Annotated in this window: 28 protein-coding genes and 4 tRNA genes; 24 read left to right on the top strand and 8 right to left on the bottom strand. The window is 33.8% G+C overall.

Annotated features, from left to right (window positions below; translation table 11 throughout):
* Position 1: 1 nt before the first annotated feature.
* Entirely contained in the window at positions 2 to 898 is an 897-nt protein-coding gene (locus AC1QSP_RS08415) for a glycerophosphodiester phosphodiesterase family protein (protein WP_484078317.1), read from the bottom strand.
* A gap of 83 nt (positions 899 to 981) precedes the next feature.
* Between AC1QSP_RS08415 and AC1QSP_RS08410 the strand changes: the two genes are divergently transcribed.
* Both AC1QSP_RS08410 and AC1QSP_RS08405 read left to right on the top strand, forming a co-directional pair.
* Positions 982 to 1,398: a hypothetical protein gene (locus tag AC1QSP_RS08410; protein ID WP_484078316.1), complete on the top strand. Its 417-nt coding sequence runs from the start codon at positions 982 to 984 to the stop codon at positions 1,396 to 1,398.
* A 131-nt stretch (positions 1,399 to 1,529) separates the two neighbouring features.
* Complete coding sequence (locus AC1QSP_RS08405; protein ID WP_484078315.1) at positions 1,530 to 2,495, top strand: hypothetical protein; 966 nt, start codon at positions 1,530 to 1,532, stop codon at positions 2,493 to 2,495.
* 39 nt (positions 2,496 to 2,534) lie between these two features.
* Here AC1QSP_RS08405 and AC1QSP_RS08400 read toward each other — a convergent pair whose 3' ends face one another.
* Positions 2,535 to 3,605: a mannose-1-phosphate guanylyltransferase gene (locus AC1QSP_RS08400; protein ID WP_484078314.1), complete on the bottom strand. Its 1,071-nt coding sequence runs from the start codon at positions 3,603 to 3,605 to the stop codon at positions 2,535 to 2,537.
* Positions 3,606 to 3,610: 5 nt separating this feature from the next.
* Positions 3,611 to 4,201 carry a SprT-like domain-containing protein gene (locus AC1QSP_RS08395; RefSeq protein ID WP_484078313.1) on the bottom strand — a complete coding sequence of 197 codons (591 nt, stop codon included), beginning with the start codon at positions 4,199 to 4,201 and terminating at the stop codon, positions 3,611 to 3,613.
* 53 nt (positions 4,202 to 4,254) lie between these two features.
* Here AC1QSP_RS08395 and AC1QSP_RS08390 point away from each other — a divergent pair, with 53 nt between their 5' ends.
* The 6 genes from AC1QSP_RS08390 to AC1QSP_RS08365 all read left to right on the top strand — a co-directional run bounded on the left by AC1QSP_RS08390 (position 4,255) and on the right by AC1QSP_RS08365 (position 8,550).
* The gene (locus tag AC1QSP_RS08390; RefSeq protein WP_484078312.1) at positions 4,255 to 5,001 is read left to right on the top strand and encodes an MlaE family ABC transporter permease; all 747 of its coding nucleotides are present in this window, start codon (positions 4,255 to 4,257) and stop codon (positions 4,999 to 5,001) included.
* The gene (locus AC1QSP_RS08385; RefSeq protein ID WP_484078311.1) at positions 5,001 to 5,768 is read left to right on the top strand and encodes an ABC transporter ATP-binding protein; all 768 of its coding nucleotides are present in this window, start codon (positions 5,001 to 5,003) and stop codon (positions 5,766 to 5,768) included. The genes AC1QSP_RS08390 and AC1QSP_RS08385 overlap by 1 nt, the downstream gene beginning before the upstream one ends.
* A gap of 8 nt (positions 5,769 to 5,776) precedes the next feature.
* A complete protein-coding gene (locus AC1QSP_RS08380; RefSeq protein ID WP_484078310.1) occupies positions 5,777 to 6,370 on the top strand; it encodes a porin family protein in 594 nt (197 codons plus the stop codon).
* Between the two features lie 75 nt (positions 6,371 to 6,445).
* Positions 6,446 to 7,150: a tetratricopeptide repeat protein gene (locus AC1QSP_RS08375; protein WP_322971742.1), complete on the top strand. Its 705-nt coding sequence runs from the start codon at positions 6,446 to 6,448 to the stop codon at positions 7,148 to 7,150.
* A gap of 97 nt (positions 7,151 to 7,247) precedes the next feature.
* Positions 7,248 to 7,739 carry a 6,7-dimethyl-8-ribityllumazine synthase gene (gene ribH, locus AC1QSP_RS08370; RefSeq protein WP_484078309.1) on the top strand — a complete coding sequence of 164 codons (492 nt, stop codon included), beginning with the start codon at positions 7,248 to 7,250 and terminating at the stop codon, positions 7,737 to 7,739.
* 67 nt (positions 7,740 to 7,806) lie between these two features.
* Positions 7,807 to 8,550 carry an acyl-[acyl-carrier-protein] thioesterase gene (locus AC1QSP_RS08365; protein ID WP_322971744.1) on the top strand — a complete coding sequence of 248 codons (744 nt, stop codon included), beginning with the start codon at positions 7,807 to 7,809 and terminating at the stop codon, positions 8,548 to 8,550.
* A gap of 28 nt (positions 8,551 to 8,578) precedes the next feature.
* Here AC1QSP_RS08365 and AC1QSP_RS08360 read toward each other — a convergent pair whose 3' ends face one another.
* Entirely contained in the window at positions 8,579 to 9,043 is a 465-nt protein-coding gene (locus AC1QSP_RS08360) for a copper resistance protein NlpE (protein ID WP_484078308.1), read from the bottom strand.
* A gap of 103 nt (positions 9,044 to 9,146) precedes the next feature.
* A complete protein-coding gene (locus AC1QSP_RS08355; protein WP_484078307.1) occupies positions 9,147 to 9,563 on the bottom strand; it encodes a nucleoside-diphosphate kinase in 417 nt (138 codons plus the stop codon).
* Between the two features lie 199 nt (positions 9,564 to 9,762).
* On the opposite strand from AC1QSP_RS08355, the gene AC1QSP_RS08350 reads away from it, so the two are divergent.
* The 3 genes from AC1QSP_RS08350 to AC1QSP_RS08340 are packed head-to-tail and all read left to right on the top strand — an operon-like array spanning position 9,763 to position 11,259.
* Positions 9,763 to 10,188, top strand: a complete 426-nt coding sequence (locus AC1QSP_RS08350) for a MarR family winged helix-turn-helix transcriptional regulator (protein WP_484078306.1) — start codon at positions 9,763 to 9,765, stop codon at positions 10,186 to 10,188.
* 3 nt (positions 10,189 to 10,191) lie between these two features.
* A complete protein-coding gene (locus tag AC1QSP_RS08345) occupies positions 10,192 to 10,617 on the top strand; it encodes an organic hydroperoxide resistance protein (protein ID WP_484078305.1) in 426 nt (141 codons plus the stop codon).
* Between the two features lie 6 nt (positions 10,618 to 10,623).
* The gene (locus tag AC1QSP_RS08340) at positions 10,624 to 11,259 is read left to right on the top strand and encodes an NAD(P)H-dependent oxidoreductase (protein WP_484078304.1); all 636 of its coding nucleotides are present in this window, start codon (positions 10,624 to 10,626) and stop codon (positions 11,257 to 11,259) included.
* 33 nt (positions 11,260 to 11,292) lie between these two features.
* Here the strand turns inward: AC1QSP_RS08340 and AC1QSP_RS08335 are convergent, their stop codons facing one another.
* Both AC1QSP_RS08335 and alaS read right to left on the bottom strand, forming a co-directional pair.
* Positions 11,293 to 12,195 (bottom strand): DMT family transporter, encoded by a 903-nt coding sequence (locus AC1QSP_RS08335; RefSeq protein ID WP_484078303.1) that lies wholly within the window; start codon positions 12,193 to 12,195, stop codon positions 11,293 to 11,295.
* Positions 12,196 to 12,278: 83 nt separating this feature from the next.
* On the bottom strand, positions 12,279 to 14,888 hold the full coding sequence (gene alaS / locus AC1QSP_RS08330) for an alanine--tRNA ligase (RefSeq protein WP_484078302.1): 2,610 nt from the start codon (positions 14,886 to 14,888) through the stop codon (positions 12,279 to 12,281).
* Between the two features lie 98 nt (positions 14,889 to 14,986).
* Here alaS and AC1QSP_RS08325 point away from each other — a divergent pair, with 98 nt between their 5' ends.
* From AC1QSP_RS08325 to AC1QSP_RS08265, 13 genes are all read left to right on the top strand, one after another.
* The gene (locus AC1QSP_RS08325) at positions 14,987 to 15,937 is read left to right on the top strand and encodes a peptidoglycan DD-metalloendopeptidase family protein (RefSeq protein WP_322971751.1); all 951 of its coding nucleotides are present in this window, start codon (positions 14,987 to 14,989) and stop codon (positions 15,935 to 15,937) included.
* Positions 15,938 to 16,052: 115 nt separating this feature from the next.
* Entirely contained in the window at positions 16,053 to 16,415 is a 363-nt protein-coding gene (locus tag AC1QSP_RS08320; protein WP_484078301.1) for a MerR family transcriptional regulator, read from the top strand.
* A 111-nt stretch (positions 16,416 to 16,526) separates the two neighbouring features.
* Complete coding sequence (gene dnaE, locus AC1QSP_RS08315; protein WP_484078300.1) at positions 16,527 to 20,927, top strand: DNA polymerase III subunit alpha; 4,401 nt, start codon at positions 16,527 to 16,529, stop codon at positions 20,925 to 20,927.
* A gap of 108 nt (positions 20,928 to 21,035) precedes the next feature.
* On the top strand, positions 21,036 to 21,353 hold the full coding sequence (gene trxA / locus AC1QSP_RS08310; RefSeq protein ID WP_322971755.1) for a thioredoxin: 318 nt from the start codon (positions 21,036 to 21,038) through the stop codon (positions 21,351 to 21,353).
* Between the two features lie 133 nt (positions 21,354 to 21,486).
* Positions 21,487 to 21,563: transfer RNA gene (locus AC1QSP_RS08305), tRNA-Asp, on the top strand.
* Between the two features lie 47 nt (positions 21,564 to 21,610).
* Positions 21,611 to 21,687 (top strand) — tRNA-Asp (locus tag AC1QSP_RS08300).
* Positions 21,688 to 21,732: 45 nt separating this feature from the next.
* Positions 21,733 to 21,806, top strand: a tRNA-Asp gene (locus AC1QSP_RS08295).
* Positions 21,807 to 21,865: 59 nt separating this feature from the next.
* Positions 21,866 to 21,942: transfer RNA gene (locus tag AC1QSP_RS08290), tRNA-Asp, on the top strand.
* Between the two features lie 266 nt (positions 21,943 to 22,208).
* Positions 22,209 to 22,628 (top strand): NUDIX hydrolase, encoded by a 420-nt coding sequence (locus AC1QSP_RS08285; protein WP_484078299.1) that lies wholly within the window; start codon positions 22,209 to 22,211, stop codon positions 22,626 to 22,628.
* Between the two features lie 123 nt (positions 22,629 to 22,751).
* The gene (locus AC1QSP_RS08280; protein WP_484078298.1) at positions 22,752 to 23,588 is read left to right on the top strand and encodes a TraB/GumN family protein; all 837 of its coding nucleotides are present in this window, start codon (positions 22,752 to 22,754) and stop codon (positions 23,586 to 23,588) included.
* 82 nt (positions 23,589 to 23,670) lie between these two features.
* On the top strand, positions 23,671 to 24,102 hold the full coding sequence (locus AC1QSP_RS08275) for an RNA polymerase sigma factor (protein WP_484080398.1): 432 nt from the start codon (positions 23,671 to 23,673) through the stop codon (positions 24,100 to 24,102).
* On the top strand, positions 24,086 to 24,682 hold the full coding sequence (locus AC1QSP_RS08270; RefSeq protein WP_484078297.1) for a hypothetical protein: 597 nt from the start codon (positions 24,086 to 24,088) through the stop codon (positions 24,680 to 24,682). Before AC1QSP_RS08275 ends, AC1QSP_RS08270 begins: the two co-directional genes overlap by 17 nt.
* Before the next feature lie 89 nt (positions 24,683 to 24,771).
* Entirely contained in the window at positions 24,772 to 25,485 is a 714-nt protein-coding gene (locus AC1QSP_RS08265) for a hypothetical protein (protein WP_484078296.1), read from the top strand.
* 84 nt (positions 25,486 to 25,569) lie between these two features.
* On the opposite strand, the gene ahcY is transcribed toward AC1QSP_RS08265, so the two are convergent.
* Positions 25,570 to 26,883 (bottom strand): adenosylhomocysteinase, encoded by a 1,314-nt coding sequence (gene ahcY, locus AC1QSP_RS08260; protein ID WP_484078295.1) that lies wholly within the window; start codon positions 26,881 to 26,883, stop codon positions 25,570 to 25,572.
* Positions 26,884 to 26,896 lie beyond the last annotated feature (13 nt).

Genomic DNA, 26,896 nt, shown 5'->3' with positions numbered 1-26,896 from the left:
ATTAATTTTTATTTATTGTGTGATATACTTCTAATGCACGATCAGTTGCAAATATATCAACACCTTGCTGTTCTAATTCTTGATATATGTTATTTCCTCGTGCAGCAGCACTTTTATCAATATTTCCTAAGGTTCCTAAAATAACCATGATGTTTTGATGATGGATTTTACGGTATAATTCATCTGATGATCGACGTGTACCTGTAAATGCTACCATCTGATGCGGAGGGATTCCACTTTGCATCATATCATTAAACTCTCGTTCATTTCGCATCGAAACTGATAACAACATCTCTGGAGCAAGCTGATGTAGCTTTTTAGCTTGCTGTACAGAATAAGAAACCAATACAACTTGCTTTTCCATTTGATGAGTTCGTATTTCTTCAATCAATTGACGATAATCCACATCTTTTTTAATATCAACCATAAAGTAAATGGGTTTTGATTTTCCCCATTGTAATGCCTCTGTAAATGTTGGTATTTTATAAGAAATTAGATTACCGAAATCATCTACCAAAAAGTATTCCTTTATGCGATCTAAGGTAATTTGGTTCACATCTTGTCGGCCAGTAGAAGTTCGCTGCAAACTATTGTCATGCATTAAGATGAGTTGGTGATCCTTCGTTTTAGCTACATCAATTTCAAAAATCTGAATGCCTTGTTCAAACAAATAATTCATGGTTTCAATGCAATTTTCAGGATAATTTTCAATTCCACTTCCACCACGGTGTGCACTGACTAAATTTTTTTCTTTTGAGGAATAATTGAAATCAAATTCATTTTGGTTTAAAACTTGCTCATTCTTTTTGGATTGATGCGAAGGGTTACAACTCCAAATCAATGCAATGGCCAATAAGGTTAAGTATAAATGATTAAATTTTAAATATTTACTCCTCATAGTTTTGTAGAATTTAAGATTTAAGAATATCTTTAAAATCGATTGTAAATTTAAGTGATAATCAACATAAACAATTAAATAAAATGGGATTCGTTAGAAGTTTTTTAAAAAAAGTCATCAGTAAAGTAGATAAAACTGCTGATAAAGAAGGAGAGAGATTAGATCATGTGGTAGATACATTATCTAAAACAGGATCTGTCATAGCAGAAGATGCATTAGATTTTGCAAAACGCACATTTCATCACGTAAAAGATGCTGCCACTGATCTTAAAGAAGTTTCTAAGGAAGCAACTAAAGACATTAGAGAACGAGCAAAAGAAGATTATAATGATGTGAAGGAAATTGCAGAACGTCGTATGCATGAAACGAGAGACATTGTAAAAGAAAAAATTGATCAGGTGAAAACCAAGACTGAAGAAGTCGTGGAGGAGGTCAAAGAAGAAGTTTCAGAAAAGCCAAAATCAAACATTTCATCTCCAAATTTTCCAAAGGTGGATTAAGAAAATCAGCTATATCTTAAATATAATTTACTATTTGCCTCAATTATTTGATAGAATTGAGGCAAATATCGTTTTATGGATTGATTTTTGATAATGCATTTGCGGATTGATTGGGAAAAAAAATGAGTAAAATGAAGAAGAGTGAAGAATATATTGATTTAGACAATAAACCTACATTTTCTAAAAATATAATTATTCTTTTACTATCAATAGTATTATGTGGAGCTATCGGATATATATTTTATCAAGATCGTCAACATAAAATGGCGAAGAATGGTGAAATTTCAATGATAGATGATTTAGAGCGCTCCAGAGAAATTCTAAAACAAGAATTACGATTAGCTCGCGCAGATTATGACACGGCTAAAACTGTAATTGTAGCGAAAGATGCAGATTTGATTGAAAAAGATCGTATTATTTTCGAGAAACAAAAGAAAATTCAACATATTTTAAATCAGGATGATTTAACAAAATCTGATTTATATGAAGCGAAACGATTAATTACTTCTTTAAAGGCTGAGTTGGATGATTATAAAGAACAAATCCGAATTTTAAAAGCTCAGAATAAAAAATTACAAGAAGATAATACGGAACTAGCTGAAACCAATAAATTGGTTAGTGAGAAAAATGAAGTGATTTCAAAGGATTTAGAAACGGTAAAAACGGAAAAAGAATCTTTAAATAAAAATGTTAATTCGACACTGTCAATTTCAAATTATAATTTAACAGGATTACGTATCAAAAGTTCTGGGAAGGAAGTAGAAACTGAAAGAGCAAGTCGTATTAATAAAATGCGAGTTAGCTTTATAGTGGATCCAAACCAAAATGCATTAAGTGAAACGAAAGAATTATTTATTGCGATTTATAAACCGGACGGAACGTTAGGACGTTTTGAGGATGCAAATCCAGGTAAATTACCACTTCGTTCAGGGAAGTCGGTGGAATTCTCGGATCGAGTGACATTTAATTTTGATGCAACGAAAGGAAATCGTATTTCGTTCGATTGGAAAGATTACGATTTTCCAAAAGGAGATTATGTAATCGATATCTATAATAACGGATTTAAAATCGGTCAAAATAAGATTTCATTAAAATAAAGAGATAAAAAAAGCTACTCTTTCGAGTAGCTTTTTTGTTTAACAATATTTTTCGCCTCTGTTGAGTTTCAAATCGCTGACATATGTTCGGATGTCTTTTACGTTTTCTTTAGGACAAATAATTAATCCATTATTGGAATCGATCACTACGTAACCTTTTAATCCATCTATAATAATGGCTTTGTCTTGTGTGGTATGCACAAAGGTATCTTCAGTATTGTATCCTCTAAAATGTTTGCATCGGATATTATTTCCTTTTTCATCTCCTGGAGTAAAATCATTAATTGCTTTCCATGTCCCCATATCGTTCCATCCGATTTGTGTTGGAATGACATAAACGTTATTCGCTTTTTCTAAAATGGCATGATTAATCGAAATGACATCTAACGTGGTATAAATAGGTTTTAATGTTTCTAAATTCTGATTTTCCTGGTTAAAGTAACGATTAATGATCTCTACCATCATAGGTTTGTGTTTTTCAAACGCTTCGATAATGGCTTTTGCAGACCAAACTAAAATTCCAGTATTCCATAAAAAATCTCCACTTTCGATGAAGGATTGCGCAAAGTCTTCGTCGGGTTTGTCAACAAAAGTTTTTACTTTCTTTACCGCTTGTTCATCATGTATAATTTGAACATAACTCAAATTAGTGTCTGGACGCGTCGGTTCTACGCCTAATAAAATCAAATGTTCCTCATCGGCATATTTAAATGCTAATTCGATATTTTTTGTAAAATCATCGGCATCATAAATCAAATGATCAGATGGAGCGATAATCATTTTACCTTCTGGATTCTTTTGCTGAATAATTTTAGCAACCAATAAATTACATGCAGCTGTATTCATTATTCGAGGTTCAATTATAATATTTTCATCGAGTAGACCAGGGATTTGTTCTTTTACAATGGGTACATATTCTTTCGTTGTAATGACTAAAATATTTTGTTCAGGAACAACTTTTTTTAATCGATGATATGTGGTTTGAATTAAGGTTTTACCGATACCTAATAGGTCGAGGAATTGTTTTGGTTTTTTAATGGTACTCATTGGCCATAAGCGTACACCTGTACCACTGGCCAAAATAACTGCATAGTGGTTATTTGGGTTCATAGAGTTTATCGTTTTTCAACTAACGTTGATGCGTTTACTAAATATTTTTTGTTGGTTTTCTCATCACAACAAATGTACCTTAATTTCTGTTTTTCCATTTTGATAAATATTCGATTTTTTAATAGAAATCGAGCCCCTAGGGGCAATTCATCCAAATAGATTTGATGCGGTTGTATATCGTTAATCAGATATTTAGCGATATTCGGATCAGCTCCAACAGAAGCTTTAGGAGATTTGGCGTGTTTTAAAATGTGTGGTTTTAAGTCATCCGAATAAACGGATAATGAATCGACCAATAATTTTCCAAAAATAATTTTCCATTCTTTGCCATGTGGCATAACTTCGTGGTAAGCAAATTTTGCATAAACAATCATATGTGCGATTTCGTGAGTGAAAACAAAGAAAAAGGCCTCCTTGTTCAAATCACCATTGACGGTAATTTGATGGCGTTGGGCTTGATTAATTTTACGATAATCGCCTAATTTAGTCTCTCTGCTTCGAGTAATTTTTAAAGTTAATGGGTAAGGTTTAATCCATTCTTGAATAAATTTCAAAGCATTTGCAGGTAAATAGGGTTGTAATTGGTCTAAATTCACAATGTGCAAGATAAATAAAAAGCTTTTTCAATAAAAATCTTAATTTTGTCGTAATGAAATTATTTGAACACATCGGAGCGTACTTTATGCTTTTGGCTAAAGTTTTTAGCAAGCCACAAAAGCTTAAAGTCTTTTGGAAATTAACGATTCGAGAAATTTGGGATTTAGGCGTGAATTCTATTGGGATTATGACCTTTATTTCAACTTTCATGGGAGCCGTTGTAGCAATCCAAATGGCGCAAAATTTTCAAGGAGCAGATATCCCGGTACCAGATACTTATATCGGGTATGCGACAAAAGTGGTATTGGTTCTTGAGTTTGCACCTACAATTATGTCGTTGATCTTAGTAGGGAAAGTAGGTTCGTACATTGCTTCGAGTATTGGAACAATGCGTGTAACAGAGCAAATTGATGCATTGGATGTGATGGGGATAAATTCACCCAACTTTTTGATACTACCAAAAATTATAGCCTGTGTATTTTTTAATCCAATTTTAGTTATGATCAGTATTGGATTTGGATTAATCGGAGGGCATTTAATTGGTGTTAGTACAAAAATGTGGTCTGAAGCTGACTTTATCACAGGTTTACAAATGCAAATGGCAACGAAATTATACGTTTACACCTTTATCAAAACGATGGTGTTTGGTTTTGTTATTGCAACAATTCCAGCATACTACGGGTATAATGTAAAAGGAGGTTCATTAGAAGTTGGTCGTTCGTCGACAACTGCTGTAGTTTGGACTTCGGTTACCATTATCGTGATCAACTTAATATTAACGCAAACAATCTTAAGCTAATGATTGAAGTTAAAGAAATTCGAAAATCGTTCGATAGTATTGAGGTTTTAAAAGGCTTCTCATTAACTTTCGAGAAAGGAAACGTTAATTTAATTATCGGGCAATCGGGATCAGGGAAAACGGTTTTTCTTAAAAATTTAATTGGCTTATTAACACCTACATCTGGAAAGATTTTATATGAAGGTGAAAATATGGTCGAATACGATTACAAAGAAAGGCAGCGATTACGTAGTGAGATTGGTGTAGTATTCCAAGGAAGTGCTTTGTATGATACAATGAACATTTTAGAAAACGTAAAATTCCCTTTGGAAATGTTTTCGGATATGTCTGCAAGTGATATCGACAAACGTGCACGAGAAGTATTGGATCGTGTCGAAATTGCACGTACAGCTTTAAAGAAATTTCCATCAGAGATTTCGGGAGGAATGCAAAAGCGTGTGGCCATTGCGCGTGCGATTGTAAACAATCCAAAATACCTTTTTGCGGATGAACCAAACTCAGGATTAGATCCAAAAACGGCCTTAGTCATAGACCAATTAATTTATGACATCACCAAAGAACTAAACACAACTACTATTATTAATACGCACGATATGAACTCGGTTATGGAGATCGGTGATCATATTGTATTCTTAAAGAATGGATATTTAGAATGGGAAGGAAATAAAGATGAAATTTTAGTGGCTGATAATCCAGCTGTTATTGACTTTGTTTACTCATCTAACTTATTCAAGAAATTAAGAGAAGCGTTACTTAAGGAAAAATAAAAAACAGAATGAAAAAATTATTATTTACTGCATTGGTTGCAGCATCATCATTTGTATCAGCTCAAGGAATTGACTTTGGTGCAAAAGCAGGTTTAATTTTTAATACAGATAAAGGAGAAGTTTTATCTGATGTTGTTAACATTTACAATAACAAAGGTAAAGGTTCAACTGGATTCCAATTAGGAGTTTTATCTCGTATCTCTTTAGGAGGTTTATACGTACAACCAGAGTTACTATACTCTCAATTCAAAAATGAATATTCAGTAGATAATGAGACATTCGATGTTACAAAAAAACGTCTTGATGTTCCTGTAAATGTAGGAAAAACAATTTTAGGCGTAGGGCACATTCAAGCAGGACCTGTTTTTTCCTATTATATGAGTGATAATATTTCTTGGAAAGAAGTAAGTAAATTAAAGCAGGATGACTTCAATGTCGGTTTACAAGTAGGAGCTGGAGCTAAATTGTCAAGTTTCTTAGTGGATGTTCGCTATGAATTTGGATTAGGTAAAATGACTTCTAAATTCGTAAACGAAAACACGACGTTCAGTACTGAAACTCGTCCACGTTTCTTAAATGTATCTGTAGCATACTTATTTTAATCAAATAGTTTCAATTTAAATAAATTGGATATATTTGTTCTATAATGTATTTTTGCAAACTCGTAATTAAACACAATGGCAAAAAATAATAACAAAGAAGAATTTGCTACAGAGCAATTTGTTCAGAAATTAGATAAAACAGCTTTCGATGTAGAAACTTTCGTTGAAGAAAATGCGAAAATTATCGTAGGTGTTTTAGTCGCTTTAGTTGTAGCCGCATTAGGTTATTTCGCTTATACTAAATTCGTAGTTGAACCAAAAAGTGAAGAAGCTTTAACAAACATGGTTCAAGCAGAACGTTTATTCGATCAAGATTCAGTTGCTCAAGCATTAAAAGGTAGTGCTGGTGCATATCAAGGATTACAACAAATCGTTGATGAATATGGGAATACTGAAGCGGGGAATTTAGCTCGTTTTAAAGCAGCTAGTTCTTATTATAAATTAGGTGACTACGCCTCTGCAGTTAAATTATTAGAAGAATTTGACACGGATGATGAGGTTATGTTAGCTCAGAAATATGGAATGTTAGGAAATGCTTTAACGCAATCGAATAAAGTAGAAGAAGCCTTACCATATTTTGTGAAAGCTGCTGAAGCTACAGAAGTAGAAACTTTAGAAGTGACGTACTACACTAAAGCAGGAGAGATTGCAATGAGTGTGGGTAAAAACGAAGAAGCTTTAAAATACTTCCAAATCATTGTAGACAAGTATCCAGGTGCAAATAACGGAAATGCAGAGAAATTCGCAGAACGTTTAAAATATACTTTAGGGGTTAATTAATTCCAATAAGTCTAAAATTTAAGAAGCTGAATCCAATGGGTTCAGCTTTTTTTATTCTTGTTAGTTTCGTACATTTACTCTTCAAAAATAACATCAAATGGCAACTGAAAATAAAAATCTATCTCAATATAATAAAGCGGAGTTACCGAATGTAGATGGGAAGAAATTCGCTATAATTACTTCGGAATGGAATAATCATATTACCTTTAATTTACGTGATGGTGCAAAAGATACTTTAATCGACTTAGGAGCGTCTCCAGATGATATCTTATTGTATCATGTGCCAGGAAGTTTTGAATTAATTTATGGTGCAGATAAAGTAGCAAAAGCACATCCTGATTTAGATGGTATTATAGTAGTTGGATGTGTTATTCGTGGGGCTACAGCACACTTTGATTATGTTTGCGAAGGGGTAACACAAGGGGTAAAAGATTTAAACATCAAACATGATATGCCAATCATTTTCTGTGTATTAACCGATGAAAATGAACAACAATCCATCGATCGTTCAGGAGGGAAACATGGAAATAAAGGAGTTGAAGCAGGAGTTGCAGCAGTGATGATGGCGAACTTCAAAGAAAATTTATAAAATCAATAGAGTTAATACATAAAATCGGATGGGAAACTATCCGATTTTTTAATAAAAAATAAAGAGAATGCCGGTTTCACCACATTTTAAATCGAAACACTATAAAGAGTGGAATATCTATTTTCCACAATGTTATCCAAATGCTTATTTAAAGCTTCAAGAAATGGCTAATTTCTTCCAAATAACGGCTTCCGAACATGCAAATTTAGGAGGAGTTGGGTTTTCAGACTTACAAGAATATAATCAATCTTGGGTGTTGAATCGCATGCGTATTGAAATTGATGAAATGCCAGGATGGTTAAATCAAATTGAAGTCAATACATGGGTTGAAGAGCTAAAAGGAGCAAAATCTACCCGTAATTTTACAATCGAACGTGAAGGTAAAAAATTAGTTGGGGTATCAAGCCTTTGGGCAATATTCAATACCGAAAGAAGACGACCAGATGTATTAGCAATCAATACCGACCATATCGAACGTTTTCCTGAATTGCACGCGACTGAGAAACCAAATGATCGTATTAATTTAGAGGTTGAATATACTGAACAATTTCATTATAAAGTTCAATTCTCCGATATCGATATTGTAAATCATGTAAATAATACTAAATATTTAGAATGGTGTCTGAATTGTATGGATCCTGCAATCGTTTTACAAAATCAAATCAAATCGATTGATCTAAACTTTATGCGAGAAATCAGCTTGGGGGAAGATGTTTTGATCGAAAAAGCTATTTTTGGCAATTCTATCGTATTTAAAATTTCAAAACAAGAAACCAATTGTTTTGCATGTCAATTCGAATTAAAATCATAAATAAAAAAGCTCCTTTTCGGAGCTTTTTTTATTTTTTTAGTAAGATGTATTTTTCAGCATCAGGACCTTCAATTTTCTTTTGATCTTTATCCAATTGATAAATTTTACCTTCCGAAATGAAAAAGGCATTCGGTACATTGGCAATCTGATCCAAAACAATTGTATTTCCATCATTTTCAAAATGGAATGTTCCTGTTGTCATTAACTCTTCTTGATCAATTCCTAATCGTTTTGTTGAGTAAACAAATACACCATCAGGCATCAATTGCAGTTTTAATTCAATTTCTTTACAATCTGATTTGATGCAAGGAAGCACACCTTCATAAGTTCCTTCGTAATCAATAGAGGTCTGAGCAGTATGTGTATCTACCGTGGTAGAGTCTATTTTAATGGTATCAGTAGTATTCGTTGATTTTACCGATTCAGCATCATTTTTACAACTTAGCATGGCAAAAGTTAACCCTAAGGTAAGCGCTACGAAAATTTTTTTCATAGAATATGTTTTAACTTCACTAAAGATAAGAAATCTTTAGGCATTAAAAAATCCTTTCAACATCGTCGAAAGGATTTAATATATAGAAATTAATTTCTTTTAATTAGAAAATTTCTTTTGCAGCGAAGTGGAAAGCAGCTTCGATCGCAGCGTTCTCGTCTGAATCAGAACCGTGAACAGCGTTAGCATCGATAGATTCTGCGTATTTCGCACGGATTGTACCTTCAGCAGCTTCAGCTGGGTTAGTAGCACCAATTAAAGTACGGAAATCAGCAACAGCATTTTCTTTTTCTAAAACTGCAGCAACGATTGGTCCAGAAGTCATGAATTCTACTAAATCTTTGAAGAATGGACGCTCGCTGTGGATAGCGTAAAATGCTTCAGCATCTTGTTTCGCTAATTGAGTCATTTTAGCCGCTTTGATTTTGAAACCTGCGTCTGTAATATCTTTTAAGATATCTCCGATGTGTCCTTTTGCTACTGCATCAGGCTTGATCATTGTAAATGTAATGTTTGCCATTTTATTGATATATTATTTATTTCTAATAATGAGAATGCAAAATTACAAAAAATCATTAAAATCATTCATGTAAATAGCATAAATCTTAATTAGATAAATTATAACTTTTTTATTCATAAAAGTTATAGCTATGTTAATTGTGTAAAATTATATTGTGCACAATATAAATTGAATTAACTTTGTTTTTCAGAATTATACTATGGATCATTCAGAAGATTTAAAATTGTCGAACCAATTGTGTTTTCCTTTATATGCATTATCAAAGGAGATCATTAATCAATACCGACCTTTTTTGGAAGCTTTAGATTTAACTTATCCACAATATCTTGTCATGCTTGTCCTTTGGGAAAACGATGGGTTAACAGTAGGACAAATTGGGGAAAAAGTTTTCTTAGATAGTGGAACATTAACTCCTTTATTAAAGCGTTTAGAAATGAAAGGGATCATATCACGTCATCGCTCAATTGAAGATGAACGTGTTGTTTTAATCTCTTTAACGGATCATGGAAAGGTTTTAAAATCGAAAGCATGTACAATTCCTCAGCAAATGCACGAAAAAATTAATTTAACTGAAGAAGAGATTCAAGTACTAAAATCAATTATTTGTAAAATTAAACAATCATAAAATATGAAAACGTTATATACAGCTGACGCTACCGTTACAGGTGGTCGTAATGGTCGAGTTCAGTCCCAAAATGGTGTATTAGATATAGAAGTTCGTATGCCTAAGGCATTAGGTGGAGCAAATGATGAATATGCGAATCCCGAAATGTTATTTGCAGCAGGTTATGCTTCTTGCTTCGATAGCGCTTTGAATGTTGTTATAAAACAAAGTAAAATTACCACGGGAGAAACTTCTGTTACAGCCAAAGTTAGTATTGGTCAATTAGAAAATATGGGATTTGGTTTAGCTGTTGAATTGGATATTACAATACCAGGAGTCGAGCAAAAAGTTGCTGAAGAATTAGTTGAAAAAGCTCATCAAATTTGTCCTTATTCAAATGCTACAAGAGGAAATATCGAAGAGAAATTAAAAGTATCTACACAAGATTAAATATATATGTCATTAATTGAAAATTTACAATGGAGACATGCAGTAAAAGCATATGATCCAACAAAAAAAGTAAGTCAAGAAAATATCGATAAAATTGTTGAAGCTGCTCGTTTAGCACCAACATCTTCGGGATTACAACCATTTAAATTAATTGTAATCGAAAATCAAGAAATTAAAGAAAAATTGGTTGATGGCGCATTAAATCCTGAATGTATGAGAGACTGTTCTCATGTATTAGTTTTTGCGGCATGGGATCGTTATACAGAAGAACGAATTGATTATATCTATGATATGACGACTGATGAAAGAGGTTTACCTCGTGGACGTTTCGGAAGTTATACGGATCAAATCAAAGGTATTTATTTGAATGAAACTGCGGAAGAAAATCACGCCCATATTGCACGTCAAGCTTATATTGCCTTAGGTATGGCATTAGCACAAGCTGCAGAATTAAAAGTTGATTCAACTCCAATTGAAGGGTTTGATAATAAGCACATCGATGAAGTCTTGAACTTAAAAGAACAAAACTTAAAAAGTGTTTTATTAATGTATGTAGGATACGGAGATGATGAAAACGATTGGTTAAAGAATATGAAGAAAGTTCGTTTACCAAAAGAAGAATTTGTAATAGAAATTAAATAAGAAAATGCCACTCTTGATTGAGTGGCATTTTTTTTATGCTTTTTTTCTTTTCAACATTTCCGGTTTATAATTGGTGATAAAAACGCCTGTGATAATGAAAAAAGCAGCTAATATAAATTTTAGCGTAATTTCTTCATTTAAAATTAACCATCCTAAAATGATAGCAATAATTGTATTGATATAAGAAAGTATGGAAATCTGAATGGGCGAGACCTTTGTTAATGCATAATGAAATGAATAAAACGCAATAACGGAACCGAAAATAGCTAAATAAAGCATAGCTCCTAAACTTTTAATTGACCAATTTTCAAAATTATATTGCTCGCTAAATTGTAAAGCTAAACCAATTTGTGCTATTCCTGCAAAAAGAAATTGGTAGAATAAATTGAGCGTAATATTATCAACTTTCAACTTTAATTTTTTAGTAAATAACGTTCCTAGGGCCCATCCTGAAATAGCACCGAGCATCAGAAGAATGCCATTTAAATACGAAGGATTAGCTAAATCTTGTAAGCCATCCCAAAAAATAAATAATATTCCACTGAAACAAAGTAATATTCCAAATAATCCTTTGAAACTGAACTTTTCTAAACCAATAAAAATACTTCCGATAAAAACCAGTATAGGAGTGGTTGCGGAGATTAAAGAAGCTAAACTACTAGTTAACGTTTCTTCCGCTACAGTGGTTAGACCATTGGCACCAATCAACATTAAAATGGAAAAAATGATTTGATAAGAAAGATTTTTCCAACCAATCCATTTCATTTCCTTGCGATATAAGAGAATTAACATCATGATAATTCCTGCAATCATTTGACGAATTCCTGCGACAAACCACCCCGGTATGGTTTCTACCGCAATGCGAATACCTAAAAAAGTAGTCCCCCATACAATAGCTACTAATAGGATGGCAATTATAAGTTTAATGTCTTTCAATTTTTTATCAATTAGAGAGCAAATGTAGAATAAAAAAAGCGACTCAAATATTGAGTCGCTTTTAATTATATAAGGAATGTAAATTATTTTACAAATTCTTCTGCTTGTACTAAAGCTGCATCTAATCCAGCAACTTCTTTACCACCTGCAGTCGCTAAGAAAGGTTGTCCACCTCCGCCACCGTTGATGTGCTTCGCAATTTCTTTTACGATGTTACCAGCGTGTAATCCTTTTTCTGCTATTAAGTTTTTAGCAATAGAAATTGTGATCGATGGTTTTACTGCATCATTTGTACCTACAACGATAAATGCATTTTCGATTTCGTTTGTTAAATCAATTGCATTTTGTTTCGCGGCATTGGTATCTAAATTCGTTTTAATCGCTAAGAAATTAATTCCGTTAATTGCTTTTACGGCTGCTTTCCAAGTTGCCTTTTCAGCAGCTGCTTGTTGAGCAACGAATTTTTCGACTTGTTTCTTTAATGCTGCATTTTCATCTAATAAAGATTGAACCGCTTTAACCGCATCGTTTTTCGTTTTTAAGGCAACTAAAACGTCGTTATAGTTTTGTTCCGCATCTTTTAAAGCATTGATGGCAGTATCAGCAGTAATTGCTTCGATACGACGAATACCAGCAGCAGTCGAAGATTCAGATAAAATCTTGAATAAACGAATATCAGCTGTATTTTTCACGTGTGTACCACCACATAACTCTACTGATGAACCAAAACGAATCACACGAACTTTATCCCCATATTTCTCACCGAATAATGCCATTGCACCTTCAGCTAAAGCTTCGTCCATAGACGCTTCTCTTTTCTCGATTAATGGTAAAGCTTCAACGATTTTTTCGTTCACTTTTTGCTCAACGATTGCAATTTCTTCTTCTGTCATTTTTGCAAAGTGAGAGAAGTCGAAACGTAAGTAATCATCACCAACGTAAGAACCTTTTTGTTCAACGTGCGTTCCTAAAACTTCACGTAAAGCTTCGTGCATTAAGTGCGTAGCCGAGTGATTTTTAGTTGTCGCATTACGTTTCGCAACATTTACTTTAGCTTGGAAAGTTCCTTCAATGTTTTCTGGTAAAGTTTCAACGAAGTGAATAATTAAGTTATTCTCTTTTTTCGTGTCAACCACTTCAATTGTTTCGTTTGGAGAAACAATCACCCCTTGGTCACCAATTTGTCCTCCCGACTCAGCGTAGAAAGGTGTTTGGTTGAAAACTAATTGATAGAATTCCCCTTTTTTATTTTTTACTTTACGGTAACGCGTTACTTTTACTTCAGCTTCTAAGTTATCGTAAGCAATCGATGTTTCATTTCCAGATCCGTCTAAAACTACCCAGTCATCAGTCACTAAAGCTGTAGCTTTTTTAGAACGTTCTTTTTGTTTTGCCATTTCTGTTTCGAAACCAGCTTCATCAATTGTGAATCCGTGGTCTTCTGCAACGATACGAGATAAATCGGCTGGGAAACCGTACGTATCATATAATTCGAAAACGACATCACCAGGAACAACTTTAGAATCTCCTAATTGCTCGATGATTTGGTTTAAACGATTTAATCCTTGCTCGATTGTTCTTAAGAAAGAAGCTTCTTCTTCACGAATTACACCTGTAACAATTGTTTCTTGTTTCACTAATTCTGGGAAGAAATCGCCCATTTCAGCTTTTAAGATTGGGTATAATTGGTAAATGAAAGGCTCGTTTAATCCTAAGAAACGGTATCCATAAGAAATCGCACGACGTAAAATACGACGAATAACGTAACCTGCTCCCGTATTAGATGGTAACTGACCATCAGCAATAGCGAATGCTACAGCACGTAAGTGGTCAACTACAACACGAATGGCAATATCTGTTTTTTCTGCAGCTCCGTAAGTAACTCCAGAAATTTCTTCTAATTTTTTGATGGTTGGTTGGAAAACATCGGTATCATAGTTGGATGTTTTACCTTGTAATACCATTGCCAAACGCTCGAATCCCATTCCTGTATCGATATGTTTTGCAGGTAACTGCTCTAAAGAACCGTCTGCTTTACGTTGGTATTGCATAAACACTAAGTTCCAAATTTCGATCACTTGTGGGTGATCCATATTCACCAATGTTTTACCATCTACTGCTAAACGATCAGCTTCTGGACGAATATCAACGTGGATTTCAGAACATGGTCCACATGGTCCGATATCACCCATTTCCCAGAAGTTATCTTTTTTATTTCCGTATAAGATACGATCCTCCGCAATATGTTTTTTCCAAAGTTCTAAAGCTTCAGTATCTAATTCTGTTCCGTCTTCTTTGTCTCCTTCGAAAACTGTAACATAGATTTGATCTTTAGAAATTCCATACACTCCTGTTAAAAGTTCCCAAGCCCAGGCGATTGCTTCTTCTTTAAAGTAATCTCCGAATGACCAGTTCCCTAACATCTCAAACATCGTGTGGTGGTAAGTGTCCTTTCCTACATCATCTAAATCGTTATGCTTACCAGAAACACGAAGACATTTTTGAGTATCGGCAATACGATTATTCTTAGGAACCCCATTACCTAAAAAGAATTCTTTGAATTGGGCCATTCCTGAATTATTGAACATTAAAGTTGGATCATCTTTAAGTACAATCGGAGCAGAATCAACGATTAAGTGCCCATTTTTTTCAAAAAAACCAAGAAATTCTTTTCTTATATCTTTGGATTTCATTTAATTATATTATTTTTATATTTTGATTAACACGGATGCTGATACAATATTTGTTACTTTGCATTCGTTTTACAAAGATATAAAAAGGTTTGGTTAGAATGGAAAATAATAACTATAAGTATAAAACTACGAATGTTTTAAAGGAATGGGCCACGAAGCGGCTGAAGAATATCCCGAAAACATTCTACTATGGATTTGCTTTTTTATGTTTATCGACGATTAGTGCAGGAATGATCGGTTATAATTTCAACGATTCAGAATTTGCAATGACCGCCAATAAATTTAAAAACAATCAAAGCAAATTGCTTGCCGAACTTCAAAAAGCGCAAAAAGAAAATAGCGAATTGAACGAAAAGTTCAAAGAAGTTGAAGCAGCATTAACTGAATTAGAAGAAAAAGACCGTAATATTTATCGTACCATCTATGACTTAAAAGTGGATGAAGACATTGATTCGATCAATAAAGAAATCAATAATTATACGGCAGAAGATATCGATAATTTATTATCCAAAATTGAAGAAGAAAAAAAATCTTTAGATGAAGTTCTTCGTAAAGCTGGAGGTAAAGACAAAGATTTAACATCTTTACCAGTTATTAAACCAGTTGCTGATAAATACCTTAACCGCGTTGCTTCAGGTTATGGTTCTCGTTTTCACCCAATTTTAAAAGTAAATAAGATGCACAATGGTTTAGACTTCGCTGCATCTACAGGAACTCCAATTTATGCGACTGGAGATGGGACCGTTAAAATGGCAGGATTTAACTCTGGTTATGGAAATGTTGTGGTGATTCGTCATAGTAATGGTTACGAAACCTTATATGCGCATATGAGTCGTTTAAAAGCACGTAATGGTGCTAAAGTAAAACGTGGAGATGTTATAGGATATGTAGGTTCTACGGGATTATCAACAGGACCACATTTGCATTATGAAATTCATAAAGATGGAAAACCAGTGGATCCAGTCATGTATTTTTATGACGATGTCGATCCAGATGATTTCATCAAAATTTACCAAAATGCGAAAAAAAGTACGTTATCGTTAGATTAATACAAATCGTAGATATACAAAAGAGCAGATGACTTTGTGTTATCTGCTCTTTTTTTATTTTACAAGTTATTGATAATGTTTGGTCTGATAAGATTTTTTGTTAAATTTGAATGATATGAAATTCGATTTACCAGACAAAATATACTATTCAATCGGCGAAGTCGCAAAGGCTTTTGATGTCAATACATCACTGATTCGATTCTGGGAAAAAGAATTTGATGAAATCAAACCCAAAAAGAATAATAAAGGGAATCGATTATTTACTCAAAAGGACATCGAAGTATTCAAAACCATTTATTACTTGGTCAAAATAAAAGGGCATACCCTTGAAGGTGCAAAACAATCGTTAAGTAAAAATCCGTCCAAGAAAGAAGAAATCGATGTAATAACTCGTTTAGAAAATATAAAAGCTGAACTTCAGAAACTAAAAATGAGTTTTGAAGAGATGGAAGAATTAAAGAATGAAGATGAGCAGTAATGGGTTCATCTTTTTTATTTATTGTATTCTTATTAACTTATGCTAACAAAATCGTGTGCATAGATTTTTGTACCTTTGCATACTTAATTTATTAGAAGCCAAAATCGTCCAATGTATTTAATTTTTGATACCGAAACTACCGGTTTACCAAAAGATTGGAATGCTCCAATCACCGATGTAGATAACTGGCCACGTTGTATACAAATCGCATGGCAGTTGCATGATGAAATGGGGAATTTAATCGAACATCAGGATTACCTAGTGAAACCGGATGGATTTGATATTCCTTATGATTCGGAACGTATTCATGGGATTTCGACTGACTTAGCAATCGAAAAAGGGGTGCCTTTAAAACAAGTTTTAGACTTATTTCATGAAGCTTTAGGAAAAGCTAAATTTATCGTAGGTCAAAATCTTGGTTTCGATATTAAGATTATGGGAGCAGAGTTTTATCGTATGAATTATGAAAATGATTTAACGAAAAAACCTGTTTTAGATACGTGTACAGAAGTCACGGCAGAACTTTTAAAACTTCCTGGTGGTCGTGGTGGTCGTTATAAATTACCAACGTTAACAGAATTGCACCAATATCTTTTTGGTGTCCCTTTTGGCGAGGCACATAATGCGACGGCCGATGTGGAAGCAACGACGCGTTGTTTCTTTGAATTAATTCGTAAAGAAATTTTCACAAAACAAGAATTACAAGTAGAGGACGACTATTTTGTACGTTTTGCTGAAGCCAACCCAACCAATATACAGCCTGTAGGTTTAAATCACATTAACCTAAAGAAGGCTTCTGAAGAAATTGCAAAGCTTAAGGCGAAAAATGAACCTCAGATTGATCAACCGGTTATTTCGGATGAAATCAAACAAAAGTTTGCTGAAGCTCAATTCTCGCATTTACATAATCATTCTCAATTTTCCATTCTTCAGTCGACGATTTCAGTGAATGATTTAGTAGCGGCGGCGGCAAAAAATAAAATGCCAGCGGTAGCAGTAACAGATCATGGAAATATGATGTGTGCGTTTCATTTTAATGCTGCGGTACAAAATCATAACAAAGCAGCGAAAGCGAAGAACGAAGAATTAGTTGCTGATGGACAAGAGCCTACTGAACAAATTATCAAACCAATTATTGGTTCTGAATTTTTTGTATGCGAGGATCACTTGGATAAATCGAAAAAAGATAATGGATACCAAATTGTTTTTTTAGCGAAGACGAAGAAAGGGTATCATAATTTAGCGAAATTATCATCAATCGCTTATACAGAAGGTTTCTATTATGTTCCCCGAATCGATAAAAAGTTAATTGAGCAATACAAAGAAGATCTAATTGTTTTATCAGGAAATTTACAGGGTGAAATTCCAAATAAGATCTTAAATATAGGTGAACGTCAGGCAGAAGAGGCTTTGGTGTGGTGGAAAGAGCAATTCGGTGAAGATTTCTACATCGAAATGATGCGTCACGGACAAGAAGATGAAGATCGTGTCAACCAAACACTTTTAGCTTTAGCACGTAAACATGAGGTTAAATTAATTGCAACCAATAATACGTATTACATAAATCAAGACGACTCTAATGCACATGATATTTTACTATGTGTACGAGATGCTGAAAAACAATCAACACCGATTGGTCGTGGACGAGGTTTCCGATTTGGTTTACCAAATCAAGAGTATTATTTCAAGTCACAGGATCAAATGAAACAATTGTTTCAAGATGTTCCTGATGCAGTTATTAACATTCAAGAAATTGTTGATAAAGTTGAAGAATTTACACTTTATCGTGATGTCTTACTTCCAAAATTCGATATTCCAGAAGAATTTATTCATCTTGAAGATGAGGTAGATGGAGGAAAACGTGGGGAAAATGCATACTTAAGACACTTAACGTATGAAGGAGCCAAAATTCGTTACGGTGAGATTACACCAGAGATTCGAGAACGTTTAGATTTTGAGTTATTAACAATTGAAAAAACCGGTTATCCGGGTTATTTCTTAATTGTTCAAGATTTTATTCGTGCCGCTCGTGAGATGGGAGTTTCAGTTGGGCCAGGGCGTGGTTCAGCTGCTGGATCTGCGGTGGCGTATTGTTTATGGATTACGAATTTGGATCCTATTCAATACGATTTACTTTTTGAGCGTTTCTTAAATCCTGACCGTGTATCCATGCCCGATATCGATATCGACTTTGATGATGAAGGTCGATCATTGGTAATGGATTATGTGATTAATAAATATGGAGCCAGTCAAGTGGCCCAGATTATTACGTATGGAACAATGGCGGCGAAATCGTCGATAAAAGATACTGCACGTGTTTTAGATTTACCGTTATATGAATCCGAGCGTGTGGCAAAGCTAATTCCAAATATGAAATTGGCTAAAATCTTTAAGTTAGATGATAAAGCACTAAAAGACTCGTTACGTTCAGAAGAATTGGAAGCTGTCAATGAATTGAAACGTTTATGTAATGGGACAGATCTAATTGCAGAAACCATTCAACAAGCGAAAATTCTAGAAGGTTCGGTTCGTAATACGGGAATTCATGCTTGTGGGGTGATTATTACACCAGATGATATCACGAATTTCGTTCCTGTAACTACAGCTAAAGATTCGGACTTATATGTAACGCAATTTGATAACTCCGTAGCAGAAAGTGCCGGATTATTAAAAATGGACTTTTTAGGGTTGAAGACTTTAACCTTAATTAAAGATACCATAAAGTTAGTTAAAATGCGTCATGGTATTGAAATCGATCCTGATAAAATTCCAATTGATGACGTCAAAACATATGAATTATTCCAGCGTGGTGAAACCATTGGAGTTTTCCAATACGAATCACCTGGAATGCAAAAATATATGCGCGATTTAAAGCCGACAGTTTTTGCGGATTTAATTGCCATGAATGCCCTTTATCGTCCAGGACCATTAGAGTATATTCCGTCATTCGTGCGTCGTAAAAATGGGGAAGAACCAATTACGTATGATTTAGATGCGTGTGAAGAATACTTGGCAGAAACTTATGGAATTACAGTTTATCAGGAGCAAGTAATGTTACTTTCTCAGAAACTAGCTGATTTCTCAAAAGGTGATGCCGATGTACTGCGTAAGGCGATGGGGAAAAAACAAAAAGCCGTTCTGGATAAAATGAAACCTAAATTCATTAATCAAGCAGCGGAAAAAGGTCATGATCCAAAAATTTTAGAAAAAATTTGGACCGATTGGGAAGCCTTTGCATCTTATGCCTTCAACAAATCGCACTCGACGTGTTATGCGTGGATTGCTTATCAAACCGCTTATTTGAAAGCACATTATCCTGCAGAATACATGGCTGCAGTTCTTTCAAATAATATGAATGATATCAAACAAGTAACATTCTTTATGGAAGAATGTAAACGAATGGGATTATCTGTTTTAGGTCCAGATATCAACGAATCGATTACCAAATTCAATGTAAATGAGCATGGACAAGTTCGTTTTGGAATGGGTGGAGTAAAAGGAGTGGGACAAGCTGCCGTAAATTCCATTATTCGGGAACGTAATGAAAATGGTCCTTTTAAAGATATATATGATTTCGTAAAAAGGGTCGAATTACGAACGGTCAACAAAAAAACAATTGAAAACTTGGTGCTAGCCGGTGGATTTGACTCCTTCGAATTCCATCGAGGGCGGTACTTCTTTATTGATAATGGAACAACGAACTTAGAGAAACTGATTAAGTATGGGGGAAATTTTCAAGAACAAAAGAATTCAGCTCAAACTTCATTATTCGGATCCTTTGGAGATGATGGAGGTGAAGTCGATGATGTAGTGCCAATGCTACCCGATTGTGAGAAATGGAATATGATTCAGACACTTGCGAAAGAGAAAGAAGTGGTTGGAATCTATTTATCAGCCCATCCATTGGATGATTTTAAACATGAAATACGTTTGGTATCGAACATGACGATTTCTGATTTAAAAGGAAATGAAGATCAGTTGGTAGGTCGTGAAATTTCAATGGCGGGAATGATGACTAATATTGCCCATCGAATTTCAAAAACGGGTAATGAATTTGGTAGTTTTACCTTTAGTGATTATACCGATTCCTATGATATTACTTTATTTGGTGAAGATTATTTAAAGTACAAACACTTTATGCAAGAAAATATGTTCTTGAATCTTCGCATGAGTATATCCAAAAGAGAGTTTAAAGACAAAGACGGAAACGTAACGAGTAGTCGTATTTTTACAAAAATCAATCGACTTCAATTGTTAAGTGAAATCATTGAAACTCAGGTCGAAAAAATCACGTTGAATGTGGATATCAATGATTTTGACGATGATATCTTGTTGAAGTTATCAGAAATTGTTTATAAATATCAAGGGGATAAATCGTTACGAATTAAATTATTTGATTCAAAAGAACAACAACAAATTGATTTACCTGCGCAAAAATTACGTGTAAACATCTGCCGCGAATTGTTAAAAGAAATTGAAGAGAATACGAGTATTACATTTAAAATCAATTAAATATATTTAAAACTTATTCGTGAATTGATAGAAAGTATGAAATGAATTTCTTACACGAATTATTTTATGTAGCTTTGTAAGATTAATGATTTAATAAAAATAGAAATTATGGCATTAGAAATAACAGACGCTTCATTTGCATCAGATATTATCGAGTCAGGAAAACCTGCAATGGTTGACTTTTGGGCTGTATGGTGTGGACCATGTCGTATGGTTGGACCAGTTGTAGAAGAAATTGCTGCAGAATATCAAGGGAAAGCTATCGTTGGTAAAGTTGATGTAGATACAAATCAAGAAGTAGCTGCTCAGTATGGAATCCGTAATATTCCTACAATTTTATTCTTCAAAAACGGAGAAGTTGTGGATAAAGTAGTCGGAGTTGTTCCAAAAGAACAATTAGTTGAAAAATTAAATGCAATTTTATAATTTTTTAAATTGCTGATTATAAAATAGTAAAATCTCAGTTTGAAAAAAACTGAGATTTTTTTTGAAAAATATTTGGTAACTTCAAAAAAGCGCCTAACTTTGCAATCCGAAAACAATACGACACTGTTTCACTGATCCGGTAGTTCAGTTGGTTAGAATACTTGCCTGTCACGCAAGTGGTCGCGGGTTCGAGTCCCGTCCGGATCGCCAACAATTTGTAGTTCTTTAACAGAATAATATATTTTAAAAATTTCACTGATCCGGTAGTTCAGTTGGTTAGAATACTTGCCTGTCACGCAAGTGGTCGCGGGTTCGAGTCCCGTCCGGATCGCCAATTTTTTATTGTCTTAAAATATATTATAATTAATTTATAATTTTTGATCCGGTAGTTCAGTTGGTTAGAATACTTGCCTGTCACGCAAGTGGTCGCGGGTTCGAGTCCCGTCCGGATCGCATCTATTTCTTTTTCTATTTTAGAATGATCAAAGAATTATAAATCATATTTAAAGACTGATCCGGTAGTTCAGTTGGTTAGAATACTTGCCTGTCACGCAAGTGGTCGCGGGTTCGAGTCCCGTCCGGATCGCCAACATGTTGATAAAAGCCTTACTATTTTTATAGTGAGGCTTTTTTATTTTCTCTAATTCTTAATTTCATCTCCAACAAAATTCTAATTTTGCATAACGCATAACGCATAACGCATAACGCATAACGCATAACGCATAACGCATAACGCATAACGCATAACGCATAACGCATAACGCATAACGCATAACGCATAACGCATAACGCATAACGCATAACGCATAACGCATAATGCATAACGCATAACGCATAACGCATAACGCATAACGAATGAACCAAATTTATTTAGCCAATGCATTGGTCACGGATGCTGAAGGAAGAATGTTAGCTGTTCGTAAGAAAAATTCTAAATTTTTCCAGATGGTCGGTGGGAAAATTGATGGAGATGAAGAACCAGTGGAAACATTACATCGCGAATTCTTAGAAGAAATTAATATCGATATTAGTCAGCATCGGGTTGAATTCTTAGGAAGGCATACTACGACAGCCGTAAACGAAGCGAATACGCAAGTTAATGCAAAGGTGTTTCATGTTCAATTAAACTCTTTAGAAGGGATTAAAATCGCTGCTGAAATCGAGGAAATGGCTTGGATTACCAAGGAAGATTATAAGAACTATCAATTAGCACATTTATTAGAAGAATTTAGTTTACCCATTTGGTTGAAATTAAATTTTAAAAAAATATTTTAGTTCAGTTTACAATTGATGAATAAAGGATTTCAAATGATTTTGAAATCCTTTTTTTTATAAAATTTATTTTTTCTTGTAACGAAATGCCTTTTTGTCTACTTACTTGATAAATTATCACTAAAAATGAAAAAGTTATTCTCCATTTTATTTTTATTCTTAGTTGTATCTGTCTTCAGTCAAAATTCTTTGTTATGGAAAATTGAAGGAAATGGACTACAAAAGCCGTCTTATTTATTTGGAACTGTTCATATGATTTGTAAAAATGAGTTTCAAATGTCAGATAAATTACAAAAAGCAATCAATTCATCAGAACAGGCCTATTTTGAGATTGATATGGGAAATCCCAACTTTATGAGCGAAATGCAAGCGAATATGATGGGAGATAAATCAATCACTTCTCAGATATCAAAAGAGGACGCCGATTACATCAACTCCTTATTAAAATCAAAATTTGGAGTGGGTATCGAAGCTTTTGATCAAATGAAACCTATGATGGTTATGTCTCTTTTAATGCAGTCTGCTTTTCCTTGCGAATTAACGAGTTTAGAAGGTGAAATTATTAGTCAATTAAAAGATAAAAATCGCCCTATGGGTGGATTATCTACAGTGAAAGAACAATATGGATATCTGGATCGTTTTATTGATGTTAATCAAATGGTCACGACTATTAAATCGTTGAATGATGAAGAATTTAAAACAGTGTTTGAATCGATTCGATCATTATATCAAAAGGAAGATATTAAGGGTCTGGATGATATTATGGTAAAGTATACTGGTGCAAATCCTGAAATGTATGATATTTTGATGGTAGAACGCAATGTTATTTGGTCTGAACGTATTCCTGAAATTATATCAAAACAATCGACATTAGTCGCTGTTGGATCCGGGCATTTAGCAGGTGAAAAAGGTTTAATTTCGTTATTACAAGCAAAAGGATACCAATTAACTCCAGTGTATTAATCTTTTCAAATTGAAAGCGAAGCAACAAGAATTTTTAAACCTCATCGACAAACATAAAGGGATTTTACACAAAGTCTCCAAGATGTACATGGATGAAGCGGAGGATCAAAATGATTTGATTCAAGAAATTGTGTTACAACTATGGAAATCCTACGAGCGGTTTGAAGGAAATTCTCAATTCTCTACTTGGATGTATCGTGTGTCGTTAAATACAGCCCTGACGTACTTTAAGAAGGAAAAGAAAAAATCGGAACATTATACCTTTTTAGAAAACATCGATCGGGTAGATGATCATGAATCATCAGAAAAAGAAACACAATTAGAATTATTTTATAAAGCAGTACACGAATTAAATAAAGTTGAAAAAGCATTAATCTTTCTTTTTCTGGAAGGGCAAAGCCACAAGGAAATCGGTCAAAATTTGGGGATTACAGAAGGGAATGCACGCGTTAAATTAAACCGAACAAAAGATAAATTACAAACCATCATAAAAACCTATGGCTATGAATTTTGATGAATTAAAAAAACAATGGGATAATCAATCCTCAGATAAGGTGCAGATTAATCCAGATTTAGAAGCAAAAAAAGAAGCGAATACTACAATAGACAAGGTGAGAAAAGTGATGAAGAAAGATTTCTTTTTTCAGTTGACAACTTTTCCGATGTTATTGATTTATCCCTACTTATTTGGATTAAATACGCCAATTGTATGGTGGGTACTAGCATGTATCGTTGCAATAATGATTGTGCCCTTATATTATTTAATAAAATTTTATAATTCTTCCTACAAATTAGAATATAACTCGTTAAGAAATATCAATTGGTTTTATTATAACTTTAAATCATCCATAACGATTTTTAGTTTATACACGTATACTTTAAGCATTCTTTGCATATTATTTATAGGAACAGTTTTAATCGAAAAACAAACATATACCCATTTTGATAGTTTATTGAAATTTGGAATTTTTTACTTTATTATATTAATTATATATATTGGATTTTGCATCTGGATGCTGAAATGGTGGATAAAGAAATTATATCAAAAACCATTAAAAGAATTAGAAGAAATCTTAAATCAATTGGAAGAATAAAATCAAAGCGAATCGAAAGGTTCGCTTTTTTTATTTGAAAATCAGTATTAAAACTTACATTTATGTAATTATTGATTAAAATTAACACAATGAAAAATATTTTTGCATACTTATTATTAATTGTTTCGATAGGATTATTTGCACAAGATAAAACATATCAATTTTTGTATGATTATCAACAAAAAGGTGAGTTATCGCCTGAGGTAAAGAAAAAAAATCCTTCGCATATAACAGAAATGGCGACAGAAGCTTTGAATAAAGTTTATGAATTTGAAGTGTTGGTTAATCAGAATTATTCTTTAGTTAAGATTTTACCGCGAGTAAATAACAATCAAAGTGGAAATTATTTAGAAATTTTACCAGAACCATCTTGGTTGCTGATTGATTTTGAAAAAAATGAAAGTTATCAACAAAATGAAAATCTATTTGTCAAAGATTCGATAGAAGAATTCAATTTTGTTCCGACAAAAAACAAAAAAATAATTTTAGGATTAGAAGCGAAAGAATTTAAATTTGAAGATGATACTAAATTACATACCATTTGGTTAGCCAAACAGAATAATTTAACGGTAAGTCCAACTTATTTTCAACCCAAAGGATATTTGGTGATGTTGTACCATGTATTTTATAAAGATATGGCTGTAAAAGGTGGTCATCGCGAATTTACGTATCAGTTAAAAGAAATTAAAGAAACCAAATCAACCGATTTAAGTAAACAAATTCCGAAGAAATCAATCACGAAAAAAGAATATGTTGAACGAATGAAATATCTAATGCAAGAGGATGGGGTTGATGTAAAATAAAAAAAATGCCCTCGCTTGTTCAGGGCGAGGGCTATAGTTAAGTGTATGATTTTTTTAATTCAAATAAAAACTAATTTAAAATTATTAATATCTATAATATTCTGGTTTGAAAGGTCCATCAACAGTTACACCGATATAAGCGGCTTGTTCTTCTGATAACTTTTCTAATTCAACTCCTAATTTAGCTAAGTGTAATTCTGCAACTTTCTCATCTAAGTGCTTAGGTAAAGTGTAAACTTTATTTTCGTAAGCTTCAGAGTTAGTCCATAATTCGATTTGAGCTAACGTTTGGTTTGAGAATGAGTTCGACATAACGAAAGAAGGGTGCCCTGTAGCACATCCTAAGTTAACTAAACGACCTTCAGCTAAAATGATAATATCATTTCCGTTGATGTTGTATTTGTCAACTTGAGGTTTGATTTCCTCTTTAGTATCACCGTAATTAGCATTTAACCAAGCCATATCGATTTCGTTATCGAAGTGACCAATGTTACATACAATTACTTTGTCTTTCATTTTCTCGAAGTGCTCAGCACGTACGATACCAAAGTTACCAGTTGTTGTAATGATAATATCAGCGTTTGCAACTACTGTATCTAATCGTTTTACTTCATAACCTTCCATAGAAGCTTGTAAAGCACAGATTGGATCAATTTCAGTAACTGTAACGATTGCTCCAGCTCCTCGGAAAGAAGCCGCAGTACCTTTACCAACATCACCGTAACCACAAACTACTACACGTTTACCAGCAATCATTAAATCTGTTGCACGCTTAATCGCATCAACAGCAGACTCACGACATCCATACTTGTTGTCGAATTTCGACTTCGTAACAGAATCGTTTACGTTGATTGCAGGCATAGGTAAAGTACCTTTCTCCATTCTTTCATAAAGACGGTGAACACCTGTAGTTGTTTCTTCTGATAATCCCTTGATCTCAGCTACTAATTCTGGGTAACGATCAATCACCATGTTCGTTAAATCTCCACCATCATCCAAAATCATGTTTAATGGTTTACGATCTTCTCCGAAGAATAATGTTTGTTCGATACACCAATCGAATTCCTCTTCGTTCATCCCTTTCCAAGCATACACAGGAATACCAGCAGCAGCGATTGCCGCGGCAGCATGATCTTGTGTAGAGAAGATATTACATGAAGACCATGTAACGTCTGCTCCTAAAGCAACTAACGTCTCGATTAATACCGCAGTTTGGATTGTCATATGTAGACAACCCGCAATGCGAGCACCTTTCAGAGGTTGAGCCGCCTTATACTCTTCACGGATAGCCATTAACCCAGGCATTTCAGCCTCAGCCAACGTAATTTCCTTTCTTCCCCACTCAGCTAAAGAAATATCTTTAACTTTGTAAGGAATGTATTGCGTTTTTGTATCCATCAATTGATATAAT

This window comes from Faecalibacter sp., from assembly GCF_057177045.1.
This window is presented reverse-complemented; position numbering and strand designations above follow the sequence as displayed.